The 17,924-nt window shown below is 54.8% G+C and carries 18 protein-coding genes and 1 other annotated feature; of the genes, 10 read left to right on the top strand and 8 right to left on the bottom strand.

Translation table 11 applies throughout. From position 1 onward, the window contains the following. Positions 1 to 24: 24 nt before the first annotated feature. Both M495_RS07580 and speB read right to left on the bottom strand, forming a co-directional pair. Positions 25 to 1,407, bottom strand: a complete 1,383-nt coding sequence (locus tag M495_RS07580; RefSeq protein ID WP_020826052.1) for a sodium:solute symporter — start codon at positions 1,405 to 1,407, stop codon at positions 25 to 27. Positions 1,408 to 1,480: 73 nt separating this feature from the next. Further along, a complete protein-coding gene (speB, locus tag M495_RS07575; RefSeq protein WP_020826051.1) occupies positions 1,481 to 2,413 on the bottom strand; it encodes an agmatinase in 933 nt (310 codons plus the stop codon). Positions 2,414 to 2,660: 247 nt separating this feature from the next. Between speB and M495_RS07570 the strand changes: the two genes are divergently transcribed. Beyond that, complete coding sequence (locus M495_RS07570; protein ID WP_020826050.1) at positions 2,661 to 3,602, top strand: LysR family transcriptional regulator; 942 nt, start codon at positions 2,661 to 2,663, stop codon at positions 3,600 to 3,602. Here the strand turns inward: M495_RS07570 and M495_RS07565 are convergent. Beyond that, complete coding sequence (locus tag M495_RS07565) at positions 3,595 to 4,419, bottom strand: SDR family oxidoreductase (protein ID WP_020826049.1); 825 nt, start codon at positions 4,417 to 4,419, stop codon at positions 3,595 to 3,597. The two genes, M495_RS07570 and M495_RS07565, sit on opposite strands and share 8 nt — an antisense overlap. Positions 4,420 to 4,648: 229 nt before the next feature. On the opposite strand from M495_RS07565, the gene hisL reads away from it, so the two are divergent. The 9 genes from hisL to hisIE all read left to right on the top strand — a co-directional run bounded on the left by hisL (position 4,649) and on the right by hisIE (position 12,053). Further along, positions 4,649 to 4,696, top strand: a complete 48-nt coding sequence (gene hisL / locus M495_RS25510) for a his operon leader peptide (RefSeq protein ID WP_101495319.1) — start codon at positions 4,649 to 4,651, stop codon at positions 4,694 to 4,696. After that, positions 4,672 to 4,798: a sequence feature (His leader region), on the top strand. (Overlaps the previous gene by 25 nt.) 195 nt (positions 4,799 to 4,993) lie before the next feature. Continuing rightward, the gene (gene hisG / locus M495_RS07560; RefSeq protein ID WP_041414374.1) at positions 4,994 to 5,893 is read left to right on the top strand and encodes an ATP phosphoribosyltransferase; all 900 of its coding nucleotides are present in this window, start codon (positions 4,994 to 4,996) and stop codon (positions 5,891 to 5,893) included. A 4-nt stretch (positions 5,894 to 5,897) separates the two neighbouring features. Then, on the top strand, positions 5,898 to 7,205 hold the full coding sequence (gene hisD, locus M495_RS07555) for a histidinol dehydrogenase (protein WP_020826047.1): 1,308 nt from the start codon (positions 5,898 to 5,900) through the stop codon (positions 7,203 to 7,205). Beyond that, on the top strand, positions 7,202 to 8,290 hold the full coding sequence (gene hisC, locus M495_RS07550; protein WP_020826046.1) for a histidinol-phosphate transaminase: 1,089 nt from the start codon (positions 7,202 to 7,204) through the stop codon (positions 8,288 to 8,290). The genes hisD and hisC overlap by 4 nt, the downstream gene beginning before the upstream one ends. Then, positions 8,287 to 9,354 carry a bifunctional histidinol-phosphatase/imidazoleglycerol-phosphate dehydratase HisB gene (gene hisB, locus M495_RS07545; RefSeq protein ID WP_020826045.1) on the top strand — a complete coding sequence of 356 codons (1,068 nt, stop codon included), beginning with the start codon at positions 8,287 to 8,289 and terminating at the stop codon, positions 9,352 to 9,354. Before hisC ends, hisB begins: the two co-directional genes overlap by 4 nt. After that, positions 9,354 to 9,944 (top strand): imidazole glycerol phosphate synthase subunit HisH, encoded by a 591-nt coding sequence (hisH, locus tag M495_RS07540; RefSeq protein ID WP_020826044.1) that lies wholly within the window; start codon positions 9,354 to 9,356, stop codon positions 9,942 to 9,944. Before hisB ends, hisH begins: the two co-directional genes overlap by 1 nt. A gap of 5 nt (positions 9,945 to 9,949) precedes the next feature. After that, positions 9,950 to 10,687 carry a 1-(5-phosphoribosyl)-5-[(5-phosphoribosylamino)methylideneamino]imidazole-4-carboxamide isomerase gene (gene hisA, locus M495_RS07535; protein ID WP_020826043.1) on the top strand — a complete coding sequence of 246 codons (738 nt, stop codon included), beginning with the start codon at positions 9,950 to 9,952 and terminating at the stop codon, positions 10,685 to 10,687. Continuing rightward, the gene (gene hisF / locus M495_RS07530) at positions 10,669 to 11,445 is read left to right on the top strand and encodes an imidazole glycerol phosphate synthase subunit HisF (RefSeq protein WP_020826042.1); all 777 of its coding nucleotides are present in this window, start codon (positions 10,669 to 10,671) and stop codon (positions 11,443 to 11,445) included. The genes hisA and hisF overlap by 19 nt, the downstream gene beginning before the upstream one ends. Then, a complete protein-coding gene (hisIE, locus tag M495_RS07525) occupies positions 11,439 to 12,053 on the top strand; it encodes a bifunctional phosphoribosyl-AMP cyclohydrolase/phosphoribosyl-ATP diphosphatase HisIE (RefSeq protein WP_020826041.1) in 615 nt (204 codons plus the stop codon). Before hisF ends, hisIE begins: the two co-directional genes overlap by 7 nt. A gap of 74 nt (positions 12,054 to 12,127) precedes the next feature. Here the strand turns inward: hisIE and gndA are convergent, their stop codons facing one another. From gndA to gmd, 5 genes are all read right to left on the bottom strand, one after another. After that, positions 12,128 to 13,534, bottom strand: coding sequence for an NADP-dependent phosphogluconate dehydrogenase (gene gndA, locus M495_RS07520; RefSeq protein ID WP_020826040.1), 1,407 nt, complete (start codon positions 13,532 to 13,534; stop codon positions 12,128 to 12,130). A 170-nt stretch (positions 13,535 to 13,704) separates the two neighbouring features. Next, positions 13,705 to 14,820, bottom strand: a complete 1,116-nt coding sequence (locus M495_RS07515) for a glycosyltransferase family 4 protein (protein ID WP_020826039.1) — start codon at positions 14,818 to 14,820, stop codon at positions 13,705 to 13,707. 8 nt (positions 14,821 to 14,828) lie between these two features. Continuing rightward, positions 14,829 to 15,962: a glycosyltransferase family 4 protein gene (locus M495_RS07510; protein WP_041414373.1), complete on the bottom strand. Its 1,134-nt coding sequence runs from the start codon at positions 15,960 to 15,962 to the stop codon at positions 14,829 to 14,831. Between the two features lie 2 nt (positions 15,963 to 15,964). Continuing rightward, positions 15,965 to 16,858 (bottom strand): GDP-mannose 4,6-dehydratase, encoded by an 894-nt coding sequence (locus M495_RS07505; RefSeq protein ID WP_020826037.1) that lies wholly within the window; start codon positions 16,856 to 16,858, stop codon positions 15,965 to 15,967. After that, positions 16,858 to 17,898, bottom strand: coding sequence for a GDP-mannose 4,6-dehydratase (gene gmd, locus M495_RS07500; RefSeq protein ID WP_020826036.1), 1,041 nt, complete (start codon positions 17,896 to 17,898; stop codon positions 16,858 to 16,860). Before gmd ends, M495_RS07505 begins: the two co-directional genes overlap by 1 nt. Between the last annotated feature and the right edge of the window lie 26 nt (positions 17,899 to 17,924).

The following is a 17,924-nucleotide window of genomic DNA, read 5'->3' as shown; positions in this document are numbered from 1 at the left end:
CGCATGGCAGCCCCTGATTACCGGTTACTCGGGCTGTACCTGCGGCTGTGGGCTTGGCCGGGTCAGTAAGCTGCCCATCACGAAGGCCGCGCCGCCCGCCAGCAAGCCGCCGTAGATAGGGCTGTTGGCTTCAATACCCTGATAATACATCAGCCCCAAAACGCTCAGGCTGCCGGTCAGCATGCTGGCGATAGCGCCGGTGCTGGTGGCCCGCTGCCAGAAAATCGCGCCAATCAGCGGGATCAGCATGCCGCCCACCAGCAGGTTATAAGCCAGCGTCAGCGCCGCCATCACGTCCCGCACCACAAACGCCAACCCCAGCATGATGCAGCCCATGATCAGCGTAGTAAATCGCCCGGCGGCCAGTCCGCCCGAGGGGCGCTTGCGAATCGCCGGCAATACGTCTTCCAGCGCGATGGTCGATGACGCCAGCAGGCAGGCGCTGGCGGTCGACATCAGCGCAGCCAGTGCGGCGGCGGCCACCAATCCGCTGACGCCCGGCGGCAGTACCGCCTGCGCAATGGCGGCAAAAGCCCCGTCGGTATTAGCCAACTGCGGCAACACCAGCTTGCCGGCCATGCCGATCAACGCACCGGCTACGCCATACAGCACGCAATACACGCCGGCCCCTAATCCGGCATAACGAGCAATAGTGTTGCTGCGGGCGGTAAATACCCGCTGCCAGATATCCTGACCAATCAAAATGCCGAAGAAGTAGATCAGGAAGAATACCGCGATAGTATCCAGCCCGATGGATGATAGCCGGTAGTAGCTATCCGGCAGTTGGCTACTGAACGCCGTCCAACCCCCGGCTTTGACGATGCTCATCGGCATCAGCACCAACATCATGCCAACGGTCATGATGATAAACTGGATAATGTCGGTCAGCGTCAGTGACCACATGCCGCCCAACGTTGAATACAGCACTACCAAACCGCCACCGAGCAAAATCGACGTGATAAACGACAGATCGAACATCACCTGCATCACGCTGCCGATGGCAATGATCGACGTCACCGCCACCATCAGATCGTAGGCCAACATAATGGCGCCGCTGGTGACTCTGGCCGCTGGGTGATAACGGCGCGACAGCACCTGGCTGACGGTGTAGAGCTTTAGCTTAAGCAGCGGCTTTGCCAACACCATGCTCAGCACCACGATGCCCGCCCCCAGCGCACCGCACAGCCACACGCCAGAGATGCCGTAGGTATAACCCAGTTTGACGCTGCCGATGGTTGACGCCCCGCCCAGCACCACCGCAGACAGGGTGCCCAGATACAAACAGGGCCCCAGATTACGTCCGGCAACCAGATAATCCTCTTTGGTCGTCGCCCGGCGAACGCCTAACCAACCCACCGCTCCTATCACCAAAAAGTAAAACACCACTACCAGCAGATCGAGATTCATGAGTCACTCCGCATGTTTATTATTGTTATTGGATCCAGGCGCAACGGCTCCGCCGGTCAGGTGTGGCGACGTCTTATCGCCCAGGCAGCACGCACAGCATTTCAAACAGCAGGTTGGCCGCCAGCAGCGCGGTATTACCGGAACGATCGTAAGGCGGTGAGACCTCCACCACGTCGGCGCCGATCAGATTCAGCCCCCGGCATCCTCGGACAATTTCCAGGCCCTGCCACACCGACAGCCCGCCAACTTCCGGCGTGCCGGTACCCGGAGCAAACGCCGGATCCAGCCCATCGATATCGAAGCTCAGATAAACCGGCCCACTGCCCATCTGCTCGCGCACTTCGGCCATCAGCGGCGCTAAAGAGCGATACCAACACTCTTCCGCCTGCACCACGCGAAACCCCTGCCGGCACGACCAGTCGAAATCGGCAGCTTCATAGCCGCTGCCCCGCAGCCCAATCTGCACAACCCGCTGGGGTGCCAACAGCCCCTCTTCAAAGGCGCGACGGAAAGTGGTGCCGTGCGCCAGTTGCTCGCCAAACATCTCCTCATTGGTGTCTGAATGCGCATCCACGTGAATTAAACCGACCGGGCCATGACGGCCGGCGGCGGCACGCAGGATCGGCAACGTCAGCGTGTGATCGCCTCCCAGCGTCAGCGGGATGCAGCCATGGGCCAGAATGTCGCTATAGGCCAGTTCGATACGCCGAACGCTGTCCGCCAGACTGTAGGGATTGATGGCGACATCCCCCAGATCGGCAACCTGCAACCGTTCAAAAGGGGCAGCGCCGCTACCCATGTTGTACGGGCGGATCATCACCGACTCCTGACGGATCTGCCGAGGCCCATAGCGCGTGCCGCTGCGGTTTGAAGTGCCAATATCAAGAGGAATGCCAACGAAGGCCGCATCCAGACCGCGTGCATCTTCGGCAACGGGCAGGCGCATCATGGTAGGGATACCGGCAAACCGCGGCATGTCGTTGCCACTCTGGGGTTGATTAAGCATGTGTTTTCCTCGTTCTGGCATGATTTAATTTCAACATTTAGATAACAAATACAGGCTACCCCGATGGCCGACAGGGCTACCATTCCATCTTTGTGATGTAAGCATTGAAAACACCGATGTTTTGTAACGCGTTGAACTGTTGGTTTTATTTGTAATCTGTGACATAAAAAGAGTGGTGTAGGCCCATCAGAGCGATGCCACAAATGTTACCGATCGGTTAACAAGGAAAGTTTTTGCGGAGGAAAAGATGCTCACTAATCTAAGCGACATCGATCTGCGGCTGCTGCGGGTGTTCGTCGCCGTCGCAGAAGCCCATGGCGTCAGCGCCGCCCAGGAGCCGCTGTTGATGAATCAGTCGACTATCAGCACCCATCTTGCGACGCTGGAAACCCGGCTGGGGTTTCGTCTGTGCCAGCGAGGGCGATCCGGCTTTATGCTGACGCCCAAAGGGGAGCGCATATTGATCGCCTGCCGCACGCTGTTTAACGCCGCACGCGACTTCACCCGGGTCAGCCAGTCGCTGAACGGACTGCTGACCGGCGATCTGCAAATCGGGCTGGTGGATAATCTGGTGTCGCTGCCGGGCAACCCCTTCAGCCGTGCTATCAAACAGTTTCAACGCCGCCATCAGGACGTGCAGTTGCAGTGCCGAATTTGCGCCCCCGGCGAAATTGAACAGGGGCTGCTGAATCAGCAGCTCGATTTGGGCATCGGTTATTTCGGCCAGCAGTTGGAAGCATTGCAGTATCAACCCTGGATAAGCGAAACGCAGGCGGTCTACTGCAGCAGCGATCATCCGCTGTTTACCGCAGAGCAACCGGGTCGCGAACAAATTGAGAATGCGCGTTGGGTCAAGCGCGGTTATCTGTTGGCACAGCAGCTCTGCCCGTTGGCGCCGTTAAACCTTGGTGCCGTCGCCCACCATATGGAGGGGGTCGCCCATCTGGTGCTCAGCGGTGAATATCTCGGGTACCTACCGACCCATTATGCCGCGCGCTGGGTTGAACAGGGAGCACTGCGGCAGTTAGGCGGGCAGGCGCTCTCCTACCAGGCAACCCTGAGCCTGGTGACCCGGCCCGGAGCGCCAAAGGAGGCTTTGTTGGCGCTGATAGAGGATTTGAGCGGATTGGCGCGAGCGCCACAGACAAAAAACCCCGCAGGCGCGGGGTCAGATACTGATATTAATTGACCGGCATGCGCGCCGGATCCGGATACTGATATTCGAATCCCAGCTCATTGCAGATGCGGCTACCGTCCACCAGGCGCCCACCCTGCTCTGCCTCAATGGCGAACTGCGGCGGGGCCAGATGCAGCTGTTCGGCCAGCGCCGGGTAAAATTCACGCTTGGTGGGATGGGCCGGGGCGCAAAGGTTATAAACGTGACCGCCTTTCGGCAGTTTCAGCAACAGTTGAATCGCGGCGATCACATCGTCCTGATGCACCAGATTCACCCCTTGCGAACCGCCTTTGACGTCGACTTTGCCGGCCAGGAAACGACCGGGGTGACGATCCACACCCACCAGTCCCGCCAACCGCAAGATATCCACCGACGTGTTCGGCAGTTCATGCAGCCAACGCTCCAGTTCCACCAGCACTCGCCCCGACGGCGAAACCGGCTGCAGCGGCGAATCCTCGCGTACCGTGCCGGTAGTTTCACCGTATACCGAAGTCGAACTGGTAAACAGAATACGCGGTACGCCAAAAGCCATCGCGCTGTCCACCAGCATGCGTACCGCATTGAAGTAGTTCTCGCTGCCCTCGACAGTGCGGCGCGCAGGCAATGTCACCACCAGCGCATCAACGCGCAGCAAAGACTCCAGATCCTCCGGTTCGCAAATCAGCTCCGGCGTCATTTCCAACTGATAACATTCAATGCCGCTCATCCGCGCGGCCTCAACGCCATCCGGCGTCGTTTTACTGCCAACGACGTCAAACCCACGGCTCATCAGCGACAGGGCCAACGGCATGCCCAGCCAGCCCAGACCAATAATGGCTACCTTTTTCATCACCTTCCTCTCCTGAAGATCGCAGCGCTTTACCCATTAAGGCTACGCCACTGCGTGAAGTGATACAATCCACCCAGTTTAAGCTTAGGTAAAGTCGCGTCCAGCTAATAACTCAACCTGTTTCAATAAATTAAATTTATGACCGTAAAAAAGGGTTGCGTGACAGACGGCGGATAGTTTAGGTTAATTAGCAATTGAGTTTGTAGCGACTTTATACAGAGAAAACACCATGACACGCATTCAGTTCAGCCACCATCATCACCATCATCCTGACTAGTCTTTCAGGCGATGAGTGCTGGAAGACGGTTTTTTAATCTTCCAGTGGCGCGCAGAATGCAAGAGAGAGCCCTCGGAAGATTTCTTCCGAGGGTTTTTTTTTGGCTCCGGACAGACAGAAAAAATAATTTTTAAAATAAATTCAAATACCCCAAATAATTCGAGTTGCTTGTAGGCGGCAACTGAGTGAATCCCCAGGAGCTTACTCAAGTTAGTGACTGGAGTGAATGAAGGCAGCCAACACCCAAGCCACTTGAAGTATGACGGGTATAAAATTACAGATTAAACAGAGGTTACCATGCTGGACAAAACACGTTTACGGATAGCAATGCAGAAGTCAGGCCGCCTGAGTGATGAATCCCAGGAGTTACTGGCGCGCTGCGGCATTAAAATCAACCTGCAGCAACAGCGCCTGATTGCCTTCGCGGAGAATATGCCGATTGATATCCTGCGCGTCCGTGATGATGATATCCCAGGGCTGGTGATGGACGGCGTGGTCGATCTGGGGATTATCGGTGAGAACGTGCTGGAAGAAGAGCTGCTCACCCGCCGCGCTCAGGGCGAAGATCCCCGTTACTTCACCCTGCGCCGCCTGGACTTCGGCGGTTGCCGTCTGTCGCTGGCTACCTCGCTCGACACGGAATACACCGGCCCGCAAAGCCTGCAAGACGCCCGCATCGCCACCTCTTATCCGCACCTGCTGAAACAATATCTCGATAAACAAGGCGTGCGCTTCAAATCCTGCCTGTTGAACGGCTCGGTGGAAGTGGCACCGCGTGCCGGTCTGGCCGACGCCATCTGTGATCTGGTCTCCACCGGTGCCACGCTGGAAGCCAACGGTCTGCGCGAAGTGGAAGTGATTTACCGCTCGAAAGCCTGCCTGATCCAACGTGACGGCGAAATGCCGGAAGCCAAACAGCAATTGATCGACCGCCTGATGACCCGTATTCAGGGCGTGATCCAGGCACGAGAATCCAAGTACATCATGCTGCACGCGCCGAGCGAGCGCCTCGATGAAATCGTTGCGCTGCTGCCGGGCGCGGAACGCCCAACCATTCTGCCACTGGCCGGTGCGCAAAATCGCGTGGCAATGCACATGGTCAGCAGTGAAACCCTGTTCTGGGAAACCATGGAAAAGCTGAAAGCGCTCGGTGCCAGTTCGATTCTGGTGTTGCCAATTGAGAAGATGATGGAGTAACGCCATGTCGACTTTCAATACTCCGGTCAATTGGGCAGACTGCAGCGCCGAACAGCGCGCGGCACTGTTGATGCGCCCGGCGATCTCCGCCTCGGACAGCATCACCCGCACGGTGAGCGAGATCCTCGACAACGTGAAGGCTAACGGTGACCAGGCGCTGCGCGATTACAGCGCCAAATTTGATAAAACCGAGGTTGGCGCGCTGCGCGTCACCGCCGACCAGATCGCCGCCGCCAGCGCTCGTCTGGGTGATGATATAAAGCAGGCGATGGCAGTCGCGGTCGCTAACGTCGAAACCTTCCACAATGCGCAAAAGCTGCCGCCGGTGGATGTGGAAACCCAGCCGGGCGTGCGTTGTCAACAGGTCACCCGCCCGATCGACTCGGTCGGGCTGTATATTCCCGGTGGCTCCGCGCCGCTGTTTTCTACCGTACTGATGCTGGCGACGCCGGCACGTATCGCCGGTTGCCGCCGCGTGGTGTTGTGCTCACCGCCACCGATTGCCGATGAAATTCTCTATGCCGCGCAGCTGTGCGGGGTAAAGGAAGTGTTTCAGGTTGGTGGCGCGCAGGCGATTGCCGCTATGGCATTCAGCACCGACTCCGTACCGCGCGTGGCGAAGATCTTCGGGCCGGGCAATGCCTTTGTCACCGAAGCCAAGCGCCAAATCAGCCAACGGTTGGACGGCGCAGCGATCGATATGCCGGCCGGTCCTTCCGAGGTGTTGGTGATTGCCGATGCCGGTGCGACGCCGGCGTTTGTCGCCTCTGATTTGTTGTCGCAGGCGGAGCACGGCCCAGACTCGCAGGTGATCCTGCTGACGCCGGACGCCGTTATGGCACAGGCGGTAGCCGAAGCGGTCGAACAGCAACTGGCGCAACTGCCTCGCGCCGAAACCGCTCGTCAGGCGCTGGCCAGCAGCCGACTGATCGTCGCCAAAGATCTGGCCGAGTGCGTGGCGATCAGCAATCAGTATGGCCCGGAACACCTGATCATTCAGACCCGCGATGCCCGCGCCCTGGTCGACAGCATCACCAGCGCCGGTTCGGTATTTCTCGGTGACTGGTCGCCAGAGTCCGCCGGTGACTATGCGTCCGGCACCAACCACGTATTGCCGACCTACGGGTATACCGCGACCTGTTCCAGCCTGGGCCTGGCGGATTTCCAAAAACGCATGACGGTGCAGGAACTGACGCCGCAAGGCTTTATGAACCTGGCCGCCACCATTGAAACCCTGGCCGCCGCCGAGCAGTTGATTGCCCACAAAAACGCCGTCACCCTGCGCGTTGCCGCACTGAAGGAGCAAGCATGAGCATTGAAAACCTGGCGCGCGCCAACGTTCGCGAGCTGACCCCGTATCAATCGGCTCGCCGCCTGGGGGGCAATGGCGATGTGTGGCTGAACGCCAACGAATACCCGATCGCCCCGGAATTCCAACTGACCGCTCAAACCTTTAACCGCTATCCGGAGTGCCAGCCGGTACGGGTGATCGAGCGCTACGCCGATTACGCCGGGGTTAAAAAGGAACAGGTGCTGGTCAGTCGTGGGGCGGACGAAGGCATTGAACTGCTGATCCGCGCCTTCTGCGAGCCGGGCAAAGACGCCATCCTGTTCTGCCCGCCGACTTACGGCATGTACGCCGTCAGCGCTGAAACCTTTGGCGTGGAGCGTCGCACCGTGGCGACCAAAAAGGACTGGCAATTGGATTTAGCTGCCATTGCCGACAGCCTGGATAACGTGAAACTGATTTACGTCTGCAGCCCAAACAACCCAACCGGTAATCTGATCGATCCCAACGATCTGCGCAGCCTGCTGGAAATGGCCAAAGGCAAGGCAATCGTCGCGGTGGATGAGGCCTATATCGAATTCTGCCCGCAGGCCAGCGTGGCCGCCTGGTTGAGCGACTATCCGCACCTGGCTGTTCTGCGCACTCTGTCAAAAGCCTTCGCGCTGGCTGGCCTGCGCTGTGGTTTTACTCTGGCCAACGAGGACTTGATCGCCCTGCTGCTGAAGGTGATCGCACCTTATCCGCTGTCTACTCCGGTCGCCGATATCGCTGCACAGGCGCTCAGCACCGAGGGGATCCGCGTGATGCGTCAGCGCGTTACCGAGATTGCCGCCAACCGCAGTTGGCTGCAGCAGGCGCTGCAAAACTGCGCTTGCGTTGAGCAGGTTTTCGCCAGCGACAGCAATTACCTGCTGGCTCGTTTCACTGCTTCCAGTAATGTGTTTAAAACCTTATGGGATCAGGGCATTATCTTAAGAGACCAAAATAAACAACCTGGGTTGTCCGGCTGCCTGCGCATCACCATCGGCACCCGTGACGAATGCCAGCGCGTGGTTGACGCGCTGTCTGCCCTGCCCGGTGCAACCGAGACTCGCCAGGAGCCAATGTGAGCCAGAAATTCCTCTTTATTGACCGTGACGGCACGCTGATTGCTGAACCCCCAGAAGACTTCCAGGTTGATCGCCTGGACAAGCTGGCGCTGGAGCCGGACGTCATTCCTTGCCTGCTTGAATTGCAGCAGGCAGGTTACCAACTGGTGATGATCACCAATCAGGATGGCCTGGGTACCGCCATTTTTCCGCAGGAAACCTTCGATCCGCCGCACAGCCTGATGATGCAGATCCTCAGCTCCCAGGGTATTCACTTTGAAGATATCCTGATCTGCCCACATCTGCCGGCGGACAACTGCGATTGCCGCAAACCCAAAACCGCGCTGGTCAAAGGCTATCTGGAGCCCGGCGTGATGGATACCGCTCACAGCTACGTGATCGGCGATCGCCCCACCGACGTTCAACTGGCGGAAAACATGGGCATTCAGGGCTTGCGCTATCAGCGCGATACCCTGGGCTGGAAAGAGATCACCCGCCAACTGACCCAGCGCGATCGTCATGCGCAGGTTAACCGCGCCACCAAAGAAACCCAGATCGACGTCAACGTCTGGCTGGATCGCGAAGGCGGCAGCAAGATCAAAACCGGCGTGGGTTTCTTCGATCACATGTTGGATCAGATCGCCACCCACGGCGGCTTCCGCATGGACATCAATGTTAAGGGCGATCTGTATATCGACGATCACCACACGGTAGAAGACACCGGTCTGGCGCTGGGCGAAGCCCTGAACAAGGCATTGGGCGACAAACGCGGCATCGCACGTTTCGGCTTTGTGCTGCCAATGGACGAGTGCCTGGCGCGCTGCGCGCTGGATATCTCCGGCCGTCCGCACCTGGAATACAAGGCTGAATTTAACTATCAACGCGTCGGCGATCTGAGCACCGAAATGGTCGAACACTTCTTCCGCTCGCTGTCTTACACCATGGGTTGCACGCTTCACCTGAAAACCAAAGGCAAAAACGACCATCACCGCGTCGAAAGCCTGTTCAAAGTGTTTGGCCGTACGCTACGCCAGGCGATCCGCGTTGAGGGCAATACCCTCCCGAGCTCGAAAGGAGTGCTGTGATGAACGTGGTGATTTTAGACACCGGCTGCGCCAACCTGTCTTCTGTCACCTACGCGGTGCAGCGACTGGGTTATCAGCCTCAGGTAAGCCGTGACCCGGAGATCGTGTTGCGCGCCGATAAGCTTTTCCTGCCGGGCGTCGGCACAGCGCAGGCGGCCATGGATCAGTTGAAGCAACGCGAGTTGATCGATTTGATCAAAGCCTGCACTCAGCCGGTGCTGGGTATTTGCCTCGGTATGCAGTTGCTGGCAAAAAGCAGCGAAGAGAATGGCGGTATCGACACGCTGGGCATTATCGAGACGCCGGTCACCCAGATGACCGACTTCGGTCTGCCGCTGCCGCACATGGGCTGGAACCAGGTGTCGGCACAAGCCGGCCACCATCTGTTCCGCGGCATTGAAGACGGTGCCTACTTCTACTTCGTTCACAGCTATGCGATGCCGATATGCCCAAGCACCATCGCCCAGGCGAACTACGGCGAGCCCTTCACCGCCGCCGTGCAAAAGGACAACTTCTTCGGCGTGCAGTTTCATCCAGAACGTTCTGGAACAGCCGGTGCGCAACTGTTGAAAAACTTTCTGGAGATGTAGGCAGCATGATTATTCCAGCTTTGGATTTGATCGACGGCAACGTGGTGCGTTTGCATCAGGGTGATTACGGCCAACAGCGCGACTACGGTAACGATCCGCGCTCACGCCTGCAGGACTATCAACAACAGGGTGCACAGGTATTGCATCTGGTCGATTTGACCGGGGCCAAAGATCCTGCTGCACGCCAGATCCCGCTGCTGCGCCAACTGCTCGCCGGGGTTAACGTGCCGGTACAGGTTGGCGGCGGCATTCGCAATGAGCAGGACGTTTCGGCACTGCTGGAAGCCGGTGCGACCCGCGTGGTCATCGGCTCCACCGCAGTGAAACAACCGCAGTTGGTGCAGGGCTGGTTTGAGCGCTATGGCGCAGAGGCCATGGTGCTGGCGCTGGACGTGCGTATCGACGCCGACGGCACCAAGCGCGTGGCGATCAGCGGCTGGCAAGAAAACTCAGACGCCACTTTGGAACAGGTGGTGGAGCAGTTCCTGCCCTACGGCCTCAAGCACGTGCTGTGCACCGATATTTCCCGCGATGGCACGCTGGCTGGCTCCAACGTGGCGCTGTACCAGGAAATCAGCCAACGCTATCCGCAGATTGACTTCCAGGCGTCCGGCGGCATCGGCAACCTGGACGATATCGCCCAACTGCGTGGCAGTGGCGTTAAAGGTGTGATTGTGGGGCGTGCCCTGTTGGAAGGTAAGTTTAGCGTTGAGGAGGCAATCGCATGCTGGCAAAACGGATAATCCCGTGCCTGGATGTCAAAGACGGGCAAGTAGTGAAAGGCGTGCAGTTCCGCAACCATGAAATCATCGGTGACATCGTGCCGCTGGCGCAACGCTATGCGCAGGAAGGTGCGGACGAACTGGTGTTCTACGATATCACCGCCTCAAGCGATGGTCGTGTAGTGGACAAAAGCTGGGTGTCACGGGTGGCGGAAGTGATTGATATCCCCTTCTGCGTCGCCGGTGGGATCAAAAGCCCGGAAGATGCCAGCCAGATCCTCTCTTTCGGCGCCGACAAGATTTCCATCAACTCTCCGGCGCTGGCCGACCCCGATCTAATTAGCCGTCTGGCAGATCGCTTTGGCGTACAGTGCATCGTGGTGGGTATTGATACCTGGTTCGAAGCCTCAACCGGCAAGTATCACGTTAACCAATACACCGGCGACGAAAGCCGCACCCGCGTCACTCAATGGGAAACCTTGGATTGGGTTAAAGAAGTGCAAAAACGCGGTGCCGGCGAGATTGTGTTGAACATGATGAACCAGGATGGCGTACGCAACGGTTACGATCTGAAACAGCTGAGGAAGGTCCGTGAGGTATGCAAGGTGCCCCTGATTGCCTCCGGCGGCGCGGGCACCATGGAACACTTTCTGGAAGCGTTCCGTGATGCGGACGTTGACGGCGCCCTGGCCGCGTCGGTGTTCCACAAGCAAATCATTAATATCGGCGAACTGAAAAAGTTCCTGGCCGCCCAAGGTGTGGAGATCCGCCTGTGTTAACAGAACAACAAAGAAACCAGCTCGACTGGGAAAAAACTGACCACCTGCTGCCGGCGATTGTGCAGCATGCCGTTTCCGGCGAAGTGCTGATGCTCGGCTACATGAACCAGGAAGCGCTGACCGCTACCGAACAAAGCGGCAAGGTCACCTTCTTCTCTCGCACCAAGCAACGCCTGTGGACCAAGGGCGAAAGCTCTGGCAACTTCCTCAACGTAGTGAGCATCACCCCAGACTGTGATAACGACACGCTGTTGATTTTGGTCAATCCGATTGGCCCGACCTGCCATCTGGGCAATACCAGCTGCTTCCACCCGGCCGCCAGCGATTGGGGTTTTCTGTATCAGTTGGAGCAACTGCTAGCGGAGCGTAAAAACGCCAGCCCCGACAGCTCTTACACCGCCAGCCTGTACGCCAGCGGCACCAAGCGTATCGCGCAGAAAGTCGGTGAAGAAGGCGTGGAAACCGCATTGGCCGCGACGGTGAACGATCGCGAAGAGCTGACCAACGAGGCCTCCGATCTGATTTATCACCTGCTGGTGCTATTGCAGGATCAGGATCTGGATTTGAGCAAGGTGATTGGCCGGCTGCGCGAACGCCACCAGAAATAGTCTTGCTTTGCAGGTAATAAAAAAGCCGCCGGGCGTTAACCTCGGCGGCTTTTTTTATGCTTCAAACGTTGGGATTATTCCATCCATTCGGTATGGAACACGCCTTCTTTGTCGATACGTTTGTAGGTGTGAGCACCGAAGTAGTCACGCTGCGCCTGGATCAGGTTGGCAGGCAGAACCGCTGAACGGTAGCTGTCGTAGTAGGAGATTGCCGCAGAGAAGGTCGGCGTAGGGATGCCGTTCTGCACCGCGTAGGACACCACGTCACGCAGCGCCTGCTGATATTCGTCAGCAATCTGCTTGAAGTAAGGTGCCAGCAACAGGTTAGCGATATCCGCGTCCTGTGCATAAGCGTCGGTGATTTTCTGCAGGAACTGTGCACGGATGATGCAGCCGGCGCGGAAGATCTTGGCAATGTCGCCGTAGTGCAGATCCCAGTTGTTTTCTTTGGAAGCCGCTTTCAGCTGAGAGAAGCCCTGCGCATAGGAAACGATTTTGCCCAGGTACAGCGCGCGGCGCACTTTCTCGACGAATTCGGCTTTGTCACCGCTGACTGGCGTCACTTTAGGACCGGTCAACACTTTAGATGCGGCAACGCGCTGGTCTTTCAGTGAAGACAGGTAACGTGCGAATACCGACTCGGTGATCAGCGACAGCGGCTCGCCCAGATCCAGAGAGCTCTGGCTGGTCCATTTGCCGGTGCCTTTGTTGGCAGCTTCGTCCAGGATCACATCAACCAGGTATTTACCTTCTTCATCTTTCTTGGTGAAGATATCTTTGGTGATGTCGATCAGGTAGCTGTTCAGTTCGCCTTTGTTCCACTCGGCAAAGGTGTCAGCCAGTTCTTCATTGCTCAGGTTCAGCGCCTGCTTCAACAGGGAATAGGCTTCTGCAATCAGCTGCATGTCGCCGTATTCGATGCCGTTGTGCACCATCTTCACATAGTGACCGGCGCCATCAGCACCGATGTAGGTCACGCAAGGTTCGCCTTCCGCTACCGCAGCGATTTTCTCCAGGATTGGCGCCACCAGCTCGTAAGCTTCTTTCTGGCCGCCAGGCATGATTGAAGGCCCTTTCAGCGCGCCCTCTTCACCACCGGAAACACCGGTACCGATGAAGTTGAAGCCTTGATCAGACAGTTCGCGGTTACGACGGATGGTGTCCTGATAGTAGGTGTTGCCACCGTCGATCAGAATGTCACCTTTATCCAGGTGCGGAGTCAGGGAAGCAATGGTCTTGTCAGTCGCTTCACCCGCTTTCACCATCAGCAAGATGCGGCGTGGTTTTTCCAGCGATTCAACGAACTCTTCGACGGTGTAGTGCGGCACCAGGTTTTTACCTGGATTCTCGGCAATAACTTCATCAGTTTTATCGCCTGAACGGTTAAAGATCGAAACGGTGTAACCACGGCTTTCGATGTTCAGTGCCAGATTGCGGCCCATTACCGCCATGCCGACAACGCCGATTTGTTGCTTGGACATTGAAGAACTCCTGTCTGAGGATGACCCTGTTAACAACTGTGGCCAACAGGTTTTGTGATGTGGCACACATGTTAACTCAGGAAGCTGCTGCGTGGGTAGTGATTGGTGCGATAGGTCATACTTTTGCACATCACCTAACGCCATATAACAATAATATTGTTATTTACCAATCACTTATTTATCAGCCGCTGATAAAGTTCAATGTAACTTTCCGCCATACGCTCCGAAGTAAACAGCGCCTGAAAACGTTTAGCTGCATTCTCACCATATCGCTGTGCCAGCTCAGGATCTTCCCATAGTGTTGTCATTGCCGCACGCAATGCTTGCGGATCGGATGGCGGTACAACAAGGCCAGTTTCCTGATCAATGTTGATATAAGTCGTTCCTGTACCAATTTCGCTTGAAATCAGCGATTTTCCATACATCGCGCCTTCAAGCAAGGTTATGCCGAAAGCTTCAGAACGTAAATGTGAAGGGAATACGACGCTATAACATAGCTGCAGCAACGCGGCCTTATCTTCATCTGGCAACGCGCCGAGAAAATGGATATTTTTTAATCCCAGCTCCTGCGCCTGCTGCTTAAGCTCAGCTTCGATTGGACCGGCACCAATAATGACCAACGGAAAATCAGTACCCTGAACAGCCTCAAGCAAAATATGCAGGCCTTTATAGTATCGAAATGCCCCGACAAACAGGAAGAAGCGATCGCCAACCTGCTGGCACCAGCGCTCAAGATGAGCCTCATCAGCAACCGGATAAGACTTTTTATCCAGGCCATAAGGTATCACTCTCACCTTTGGCAGATATTTTTGCAGCACCGGACTGGTTTTCACATAGTTTGGCGAAGCCGCGACGATGCAATCTACCGAACTCAAAAACTTGTTCATCAGCGGCGTATACATTTTCAGCGCCAACTTTTGCTTAACAATATCTGAGTGGTAACTGACTACCGTAGGCTTTTTAACATCGGCAATAAAGTGCACCAAATCCATAAATGGATATGGGAAATGATAGTGGATAATATCCGCTTCGGCCGCCAATTTTTTAAATTTCCATATGGCGCCTGTCGAGAACGGAGTGGATGCCACTTCGAAGTTAGTCGCCGCGTAGTAAGCCGGGTGAACTCCTACGCGCGCATTGTCAATGTCACCACGGGTACTCAAAGAAAGTGTCGTCGACTCAATCTGGTGACATACGCCAGCTTCACTTAATTGAAAAATAACCTGCTCTATGCCGCCAAAAGAATCCGGATAATATGTTTTATAAAAATGCAGAACTTTCAACATGAAAAATATCAAACCTGCTGGTATGCGAGAATGGTTTCTTGCGCACAACGTTGCCAAGAAAAATGTTTTGCCCGATTTATACCCTTTGTCCTGGCTTTTTCGCGCCAGACTTCATCTTCAATACTCTTTTGAATCAGCTCAGAGAGTGTTTCAATATCCATTGCTGCGCACATCAAGGCACAATCGCCGACCACTTCGGGTAGTGAGGCGCTGTCTGAGCAAACAACCGGCACTCCAGATGCCATGGCTTCCAGCACCGGCAGTCCAAAGCCTTCATACAACGACGGAAACAGAAAACTACGAGCACCAGCAAACAGAAAAGGTAGATCTGCTGATTTAGTGTAGCCGAGATAACGCAGCCACCCCTCTCTCTGGCCGCGTTCAAAACGTTGATGCAACCTTTCACTGCTCCATCCTTTAAATCCGCTGATAACCAAAGGAACATCCAGGCGCAGAGCCAGTGGTAAACGCTTGTAGGCATCCAGAAGCGTTTCAATATTTTTGCGCGGTTCGATAGAACCGGTAAATAAACAGTACTGATTTATTTTTAAACTGAGGGGTGACAAAACACGCGAAATCTCTTCGGGCTCACGTGGATAGAACTCCCCGCTGCTAGCTAATTGTGCTGCATATACCTTATTTAAAGGCAAATTAAAGTACGCAGCCAACTCACGGCGAGTGAATTCGGAGTCCGTGATAAGAATACTGGCACGCTTAATAGTCAACAACAACTCTTTCTGCATAAAACGGACTCGCTCTGCCGGATGACATTGTGGCAAGGTAAAGACCGAATTATCATGAAATGTGACTACACAGCGATCAACGTTGGGTGGTAAATAAAAATTTGGTCCATGGTATATGGCATCAGGGTGCTTTCTTAACGCATGTGTCTTTAACCACGGAGCAGTTAAACGGTATAGTTCTGCCGCTATGTGACTTTTTTGTAACCGGCGACGTAAACCTTGAGTCGATGAGCTAGCACCCTTGACAATAGGAACCTGTTGGCTTAAATGGCGCCCTTGAAGAAATAAAAGCTCAGATATCTCTGAACTCTCTTGCAAGCAGTTGGCTAACTCATAGGTATATCGACCAATACCGGTTAAAGGGTATTTAATCGGGTCAGTACCCAGTATAACTTTCATTCTTAGTTTTCCAACATCCAGCGCAACGTATCCTCCAGAGGAGGTGTATCCCACTGACCGATAATGGTTCGCAATTTAGATGCATCCCCACACAGGCTTTTGACTTCGTTCGGGCGAACAAAGGAAGGATTCACACGAATCTCCAAAGAGTGGCCAGAGATCTGTTCACTCAGCGCAACAGCTTCACGTAATGAGTACGTTCTACCAGAGCAAACGTTGATAATTTCCCCAACAGGGCCAGCTTGGAGTAATGCCACATAGGCTTTACTTAAAGCACGAACATCGGTGAAATCACGCCAGACATCGATGTTACCCAATTCGATGATTGCAGCCTTCTCTTTATAGTGCTTAACAATCTTCGGTAACAAGAAGTTATCTGCTTGGCCAACGCCGGTATAATTAAAGGGCCTGGTAATAAATATCGGTAACTTATCTACCCATAACTTGGCCATATATTCCATAGCCAACTTACTTACCGCATAATCATTTGCCGGATTTGCTGGCGTGGATTCGTCCAGTTTACCCTCGATGCTATTGCCATAAACATTGGCACTGCTCGCAATCAGGATAGCATCCAAGGATTTGCCACAATCATAAAGCGCCTGCAATAAATTACGGGTTCCTAGTACGTTTACGCTATAAAATGCACTGGTATCGCCGTGGCCAACAAAGGCAATCGCGGCCAAATGGACCACGACATCAGGTTTAACCTGTGCAATAGCATCAGTCAGTTCATCCGCATTTAATAGGTTGACCTGCAAGTAATCCTCTTGGGTTGAGGATAATGACCCCAACCCAAACACCCGATATCCGGCAGCGGATAATTCCGCTGCCACATAGCGGCCGGTAAACCCATTAATGCCCGTGATTAAGGCACGTTTGCCGGCGCCAAACATCAGAATGAGAACCCATTCTGATTACGACGAATGTCTTGTTCAACCATCATCTGGCATAACTGTTCTAGCGTGGTTTTTGGTTCCCAACCTAAAATTTCTTTAGCGCGTTCAGGGTTACCTATCAACAGCTCAACCTCGGAAGGGCGATAGAATTTAGGATTAACGCGAACCAATGTTTTACCCGTCGCAACATCGATGCCCGCTTCCTGCTCATCTTTACCTTCAAAGCGCAGAGTAAAGCCCGCAGCCTTAAAGGCCATGGAGACGAAGTCACGAACGGTTTCGGTACGGTTGGTGGCCAGCACGAAAGTATCAGGTTGCTCGGCTTGAAGCATCCGCCACATTCCTTCCACATATTCCTTGGCAAAACCCCAGTCACGCTTCGCGTCCATGTTACCCAGTTCTAGCACATCCAGTTGGCCCAGTTTGATTTTGGCAACCGAATCGGTGATTTTTCGTGTAACAAATTCACGACCACGCAGAGGTGACTCATGGTTGAACAAAATGCCGCTGGAAGCGAAAATACCGTAGCTTTCGCGATAGTTAATGGTCATCCAGTGAGCATACAACTTCGCAACGCCATAAGGACTACGCGGATAGAATGGGGTATCTTCTTTTTGTGGTACAGCTTGCACCAAGCCGAACATTTCAGACGTTGAGGCTTGGTAGAAGCGAATCTTCGGATTAACGATACGGATCGCTTCCAGCAAATTTACCGGGCCGATGCCTGTGATTTCAGCAGTGGTAATTGGTTGCTCGAATGAAACACCCACAAAACTCTGCGCTGCCAAGTTATATACCTCTGTTGCTCCGGTTTGTTGGAGCAGACGAATGCTGGCGGAAAGATCGGTCAGATCATATTCAACCAAATTCAGATTTGGGTGCTTATCAATACCCAATTCTTCGATCCGCCAGAAATTGACAGAACTGGTACGTCGATAGGTACCATGAACCGCATAGCCCTTCTCTAACAGAAGTTCTGCAAGATAAGCACCGTCTTGGCCAGTGATACCAGTAATTACGGCTACTTTTTGAGTCATTTTATTATCCATCACAAGTTATACAC

It is taken from the genome of Serratia liquefaciens ATCC 27592, assembly GCF_000422085.1.
Lineage (GTDB): Bacteria > Pseudomonadota > Gammaproteobacteria > Enterobacterales > Enterobacteriaceae > Serratia > Serratia liquefaciens.
Note: the sequence above shows the minus strand (reverse complement) of the source record. Positions and strands in the feature narration are given on the sequence as shown.

Excerpts from the sequence above, each read along its gene's own strand:
- M495_RS07505 (WP_020826037.1), bottom strand. The coding sequence starts at position 16,858 with ATGTTTGGCGCCGGCAAACGTGCCTTAATCACGGGCATTAATGGGTTT.
- M495_RS07570 (WP_020826050.1), top strand. The coding sequence starts at position 2,661 with ATGCTCACTAATCTAAGCGACATCGATCTGCGGCTGCTGCGGGTGTTC.
- gndA (WP_020826040.1), bottom strand. The coding sequence starts at position 13,534 with ATGTCCAAGCAACAAATCGGCGTTGTCGGCATGGCGGTAATGGGCCGC.
- M495_RS07580 (WP_020826052.1), bottom strand. The coding sequence starts at position 1,407 with ATGAATCTCGATCTGCTGGTAGTGGTGTTTTACTTTTTGGTGATAGGA.
- hisD (WP_020826047.1), top strand. The coding sequence starts at position 5,898 with ATGTCGACTTTCAATACTCCGGTCAATTGGGCAGACTGCAGCGCCGAA.
- M495_RS07565 (WP_020826049.1), bottom strand. The coding sequence starts at position 4,419 with ATGAAAAAGGTAGCCATTATTGGTCTGGGCTGGCTGGGCATGCCGTTG.
- hisF (WP_020826042.1), top strand. The coding sequence starts at position 10,669 with ATGCTGGCAAAACGGATAATCCCGTGCCTGGATGTCAAAGACGGGCAA.
- M495_RS07515 (WP_020826039.1), bottom strand. The coding sequence starts at position 14,820 with ATGTTGAAAGTTCTGCATTTTTATAAAACATATTATCCGGATTCTTTT.
- hisA (WP_020826043.1), top strand. The coding sequence starts at position 9,950 with ATGATTATTCCAGCTTTGGATTTGATCGACGGCAACGTGGTGCGTTTG.
- hisG (WP_041414374.1), top strand. The coding sequence starts at position 4,994 with ATGCTGGACAAAACACGTTTACGGATAGCAATGCAGAAGTCAGGCCGC.
- hisH (WP_020826044.1), top strand. The coding sequence starts at position 9,354 with ATGAACGTGGTGATTTTAGACACCGGCTGCGCCAACCTGTCTTCTGTC.
- speB (WP_020826051.1), bottom strand. The coding sequence starts at position 2,413 with ATGCTTAATCAACCCCAGAGTGGCAACGACATGCCGCGGTTTGCCGGT.
- hisC (WP_020826046.1), top strand. The coding sequence starts at position 7,202 with ATGAGCATTGAAAACCTGGCGCGCGCCAACGTTCGCGAGCTGACCCCG.
- M495_RS07510 (WP_041414373.1), bottom strand. The coding sequence starts at position 15,962 with ATGAAAGTTATACTGGGTACTGACCCGATTAAATACCCTTTAACCGGT.
- gmd (WP_020826036.1), bottom strand. The coding sequence starts at position 17,898 with ATGACTCAAAAAGTAGCCGTAATTACTGGTATCACTGGCCAAGACGGT.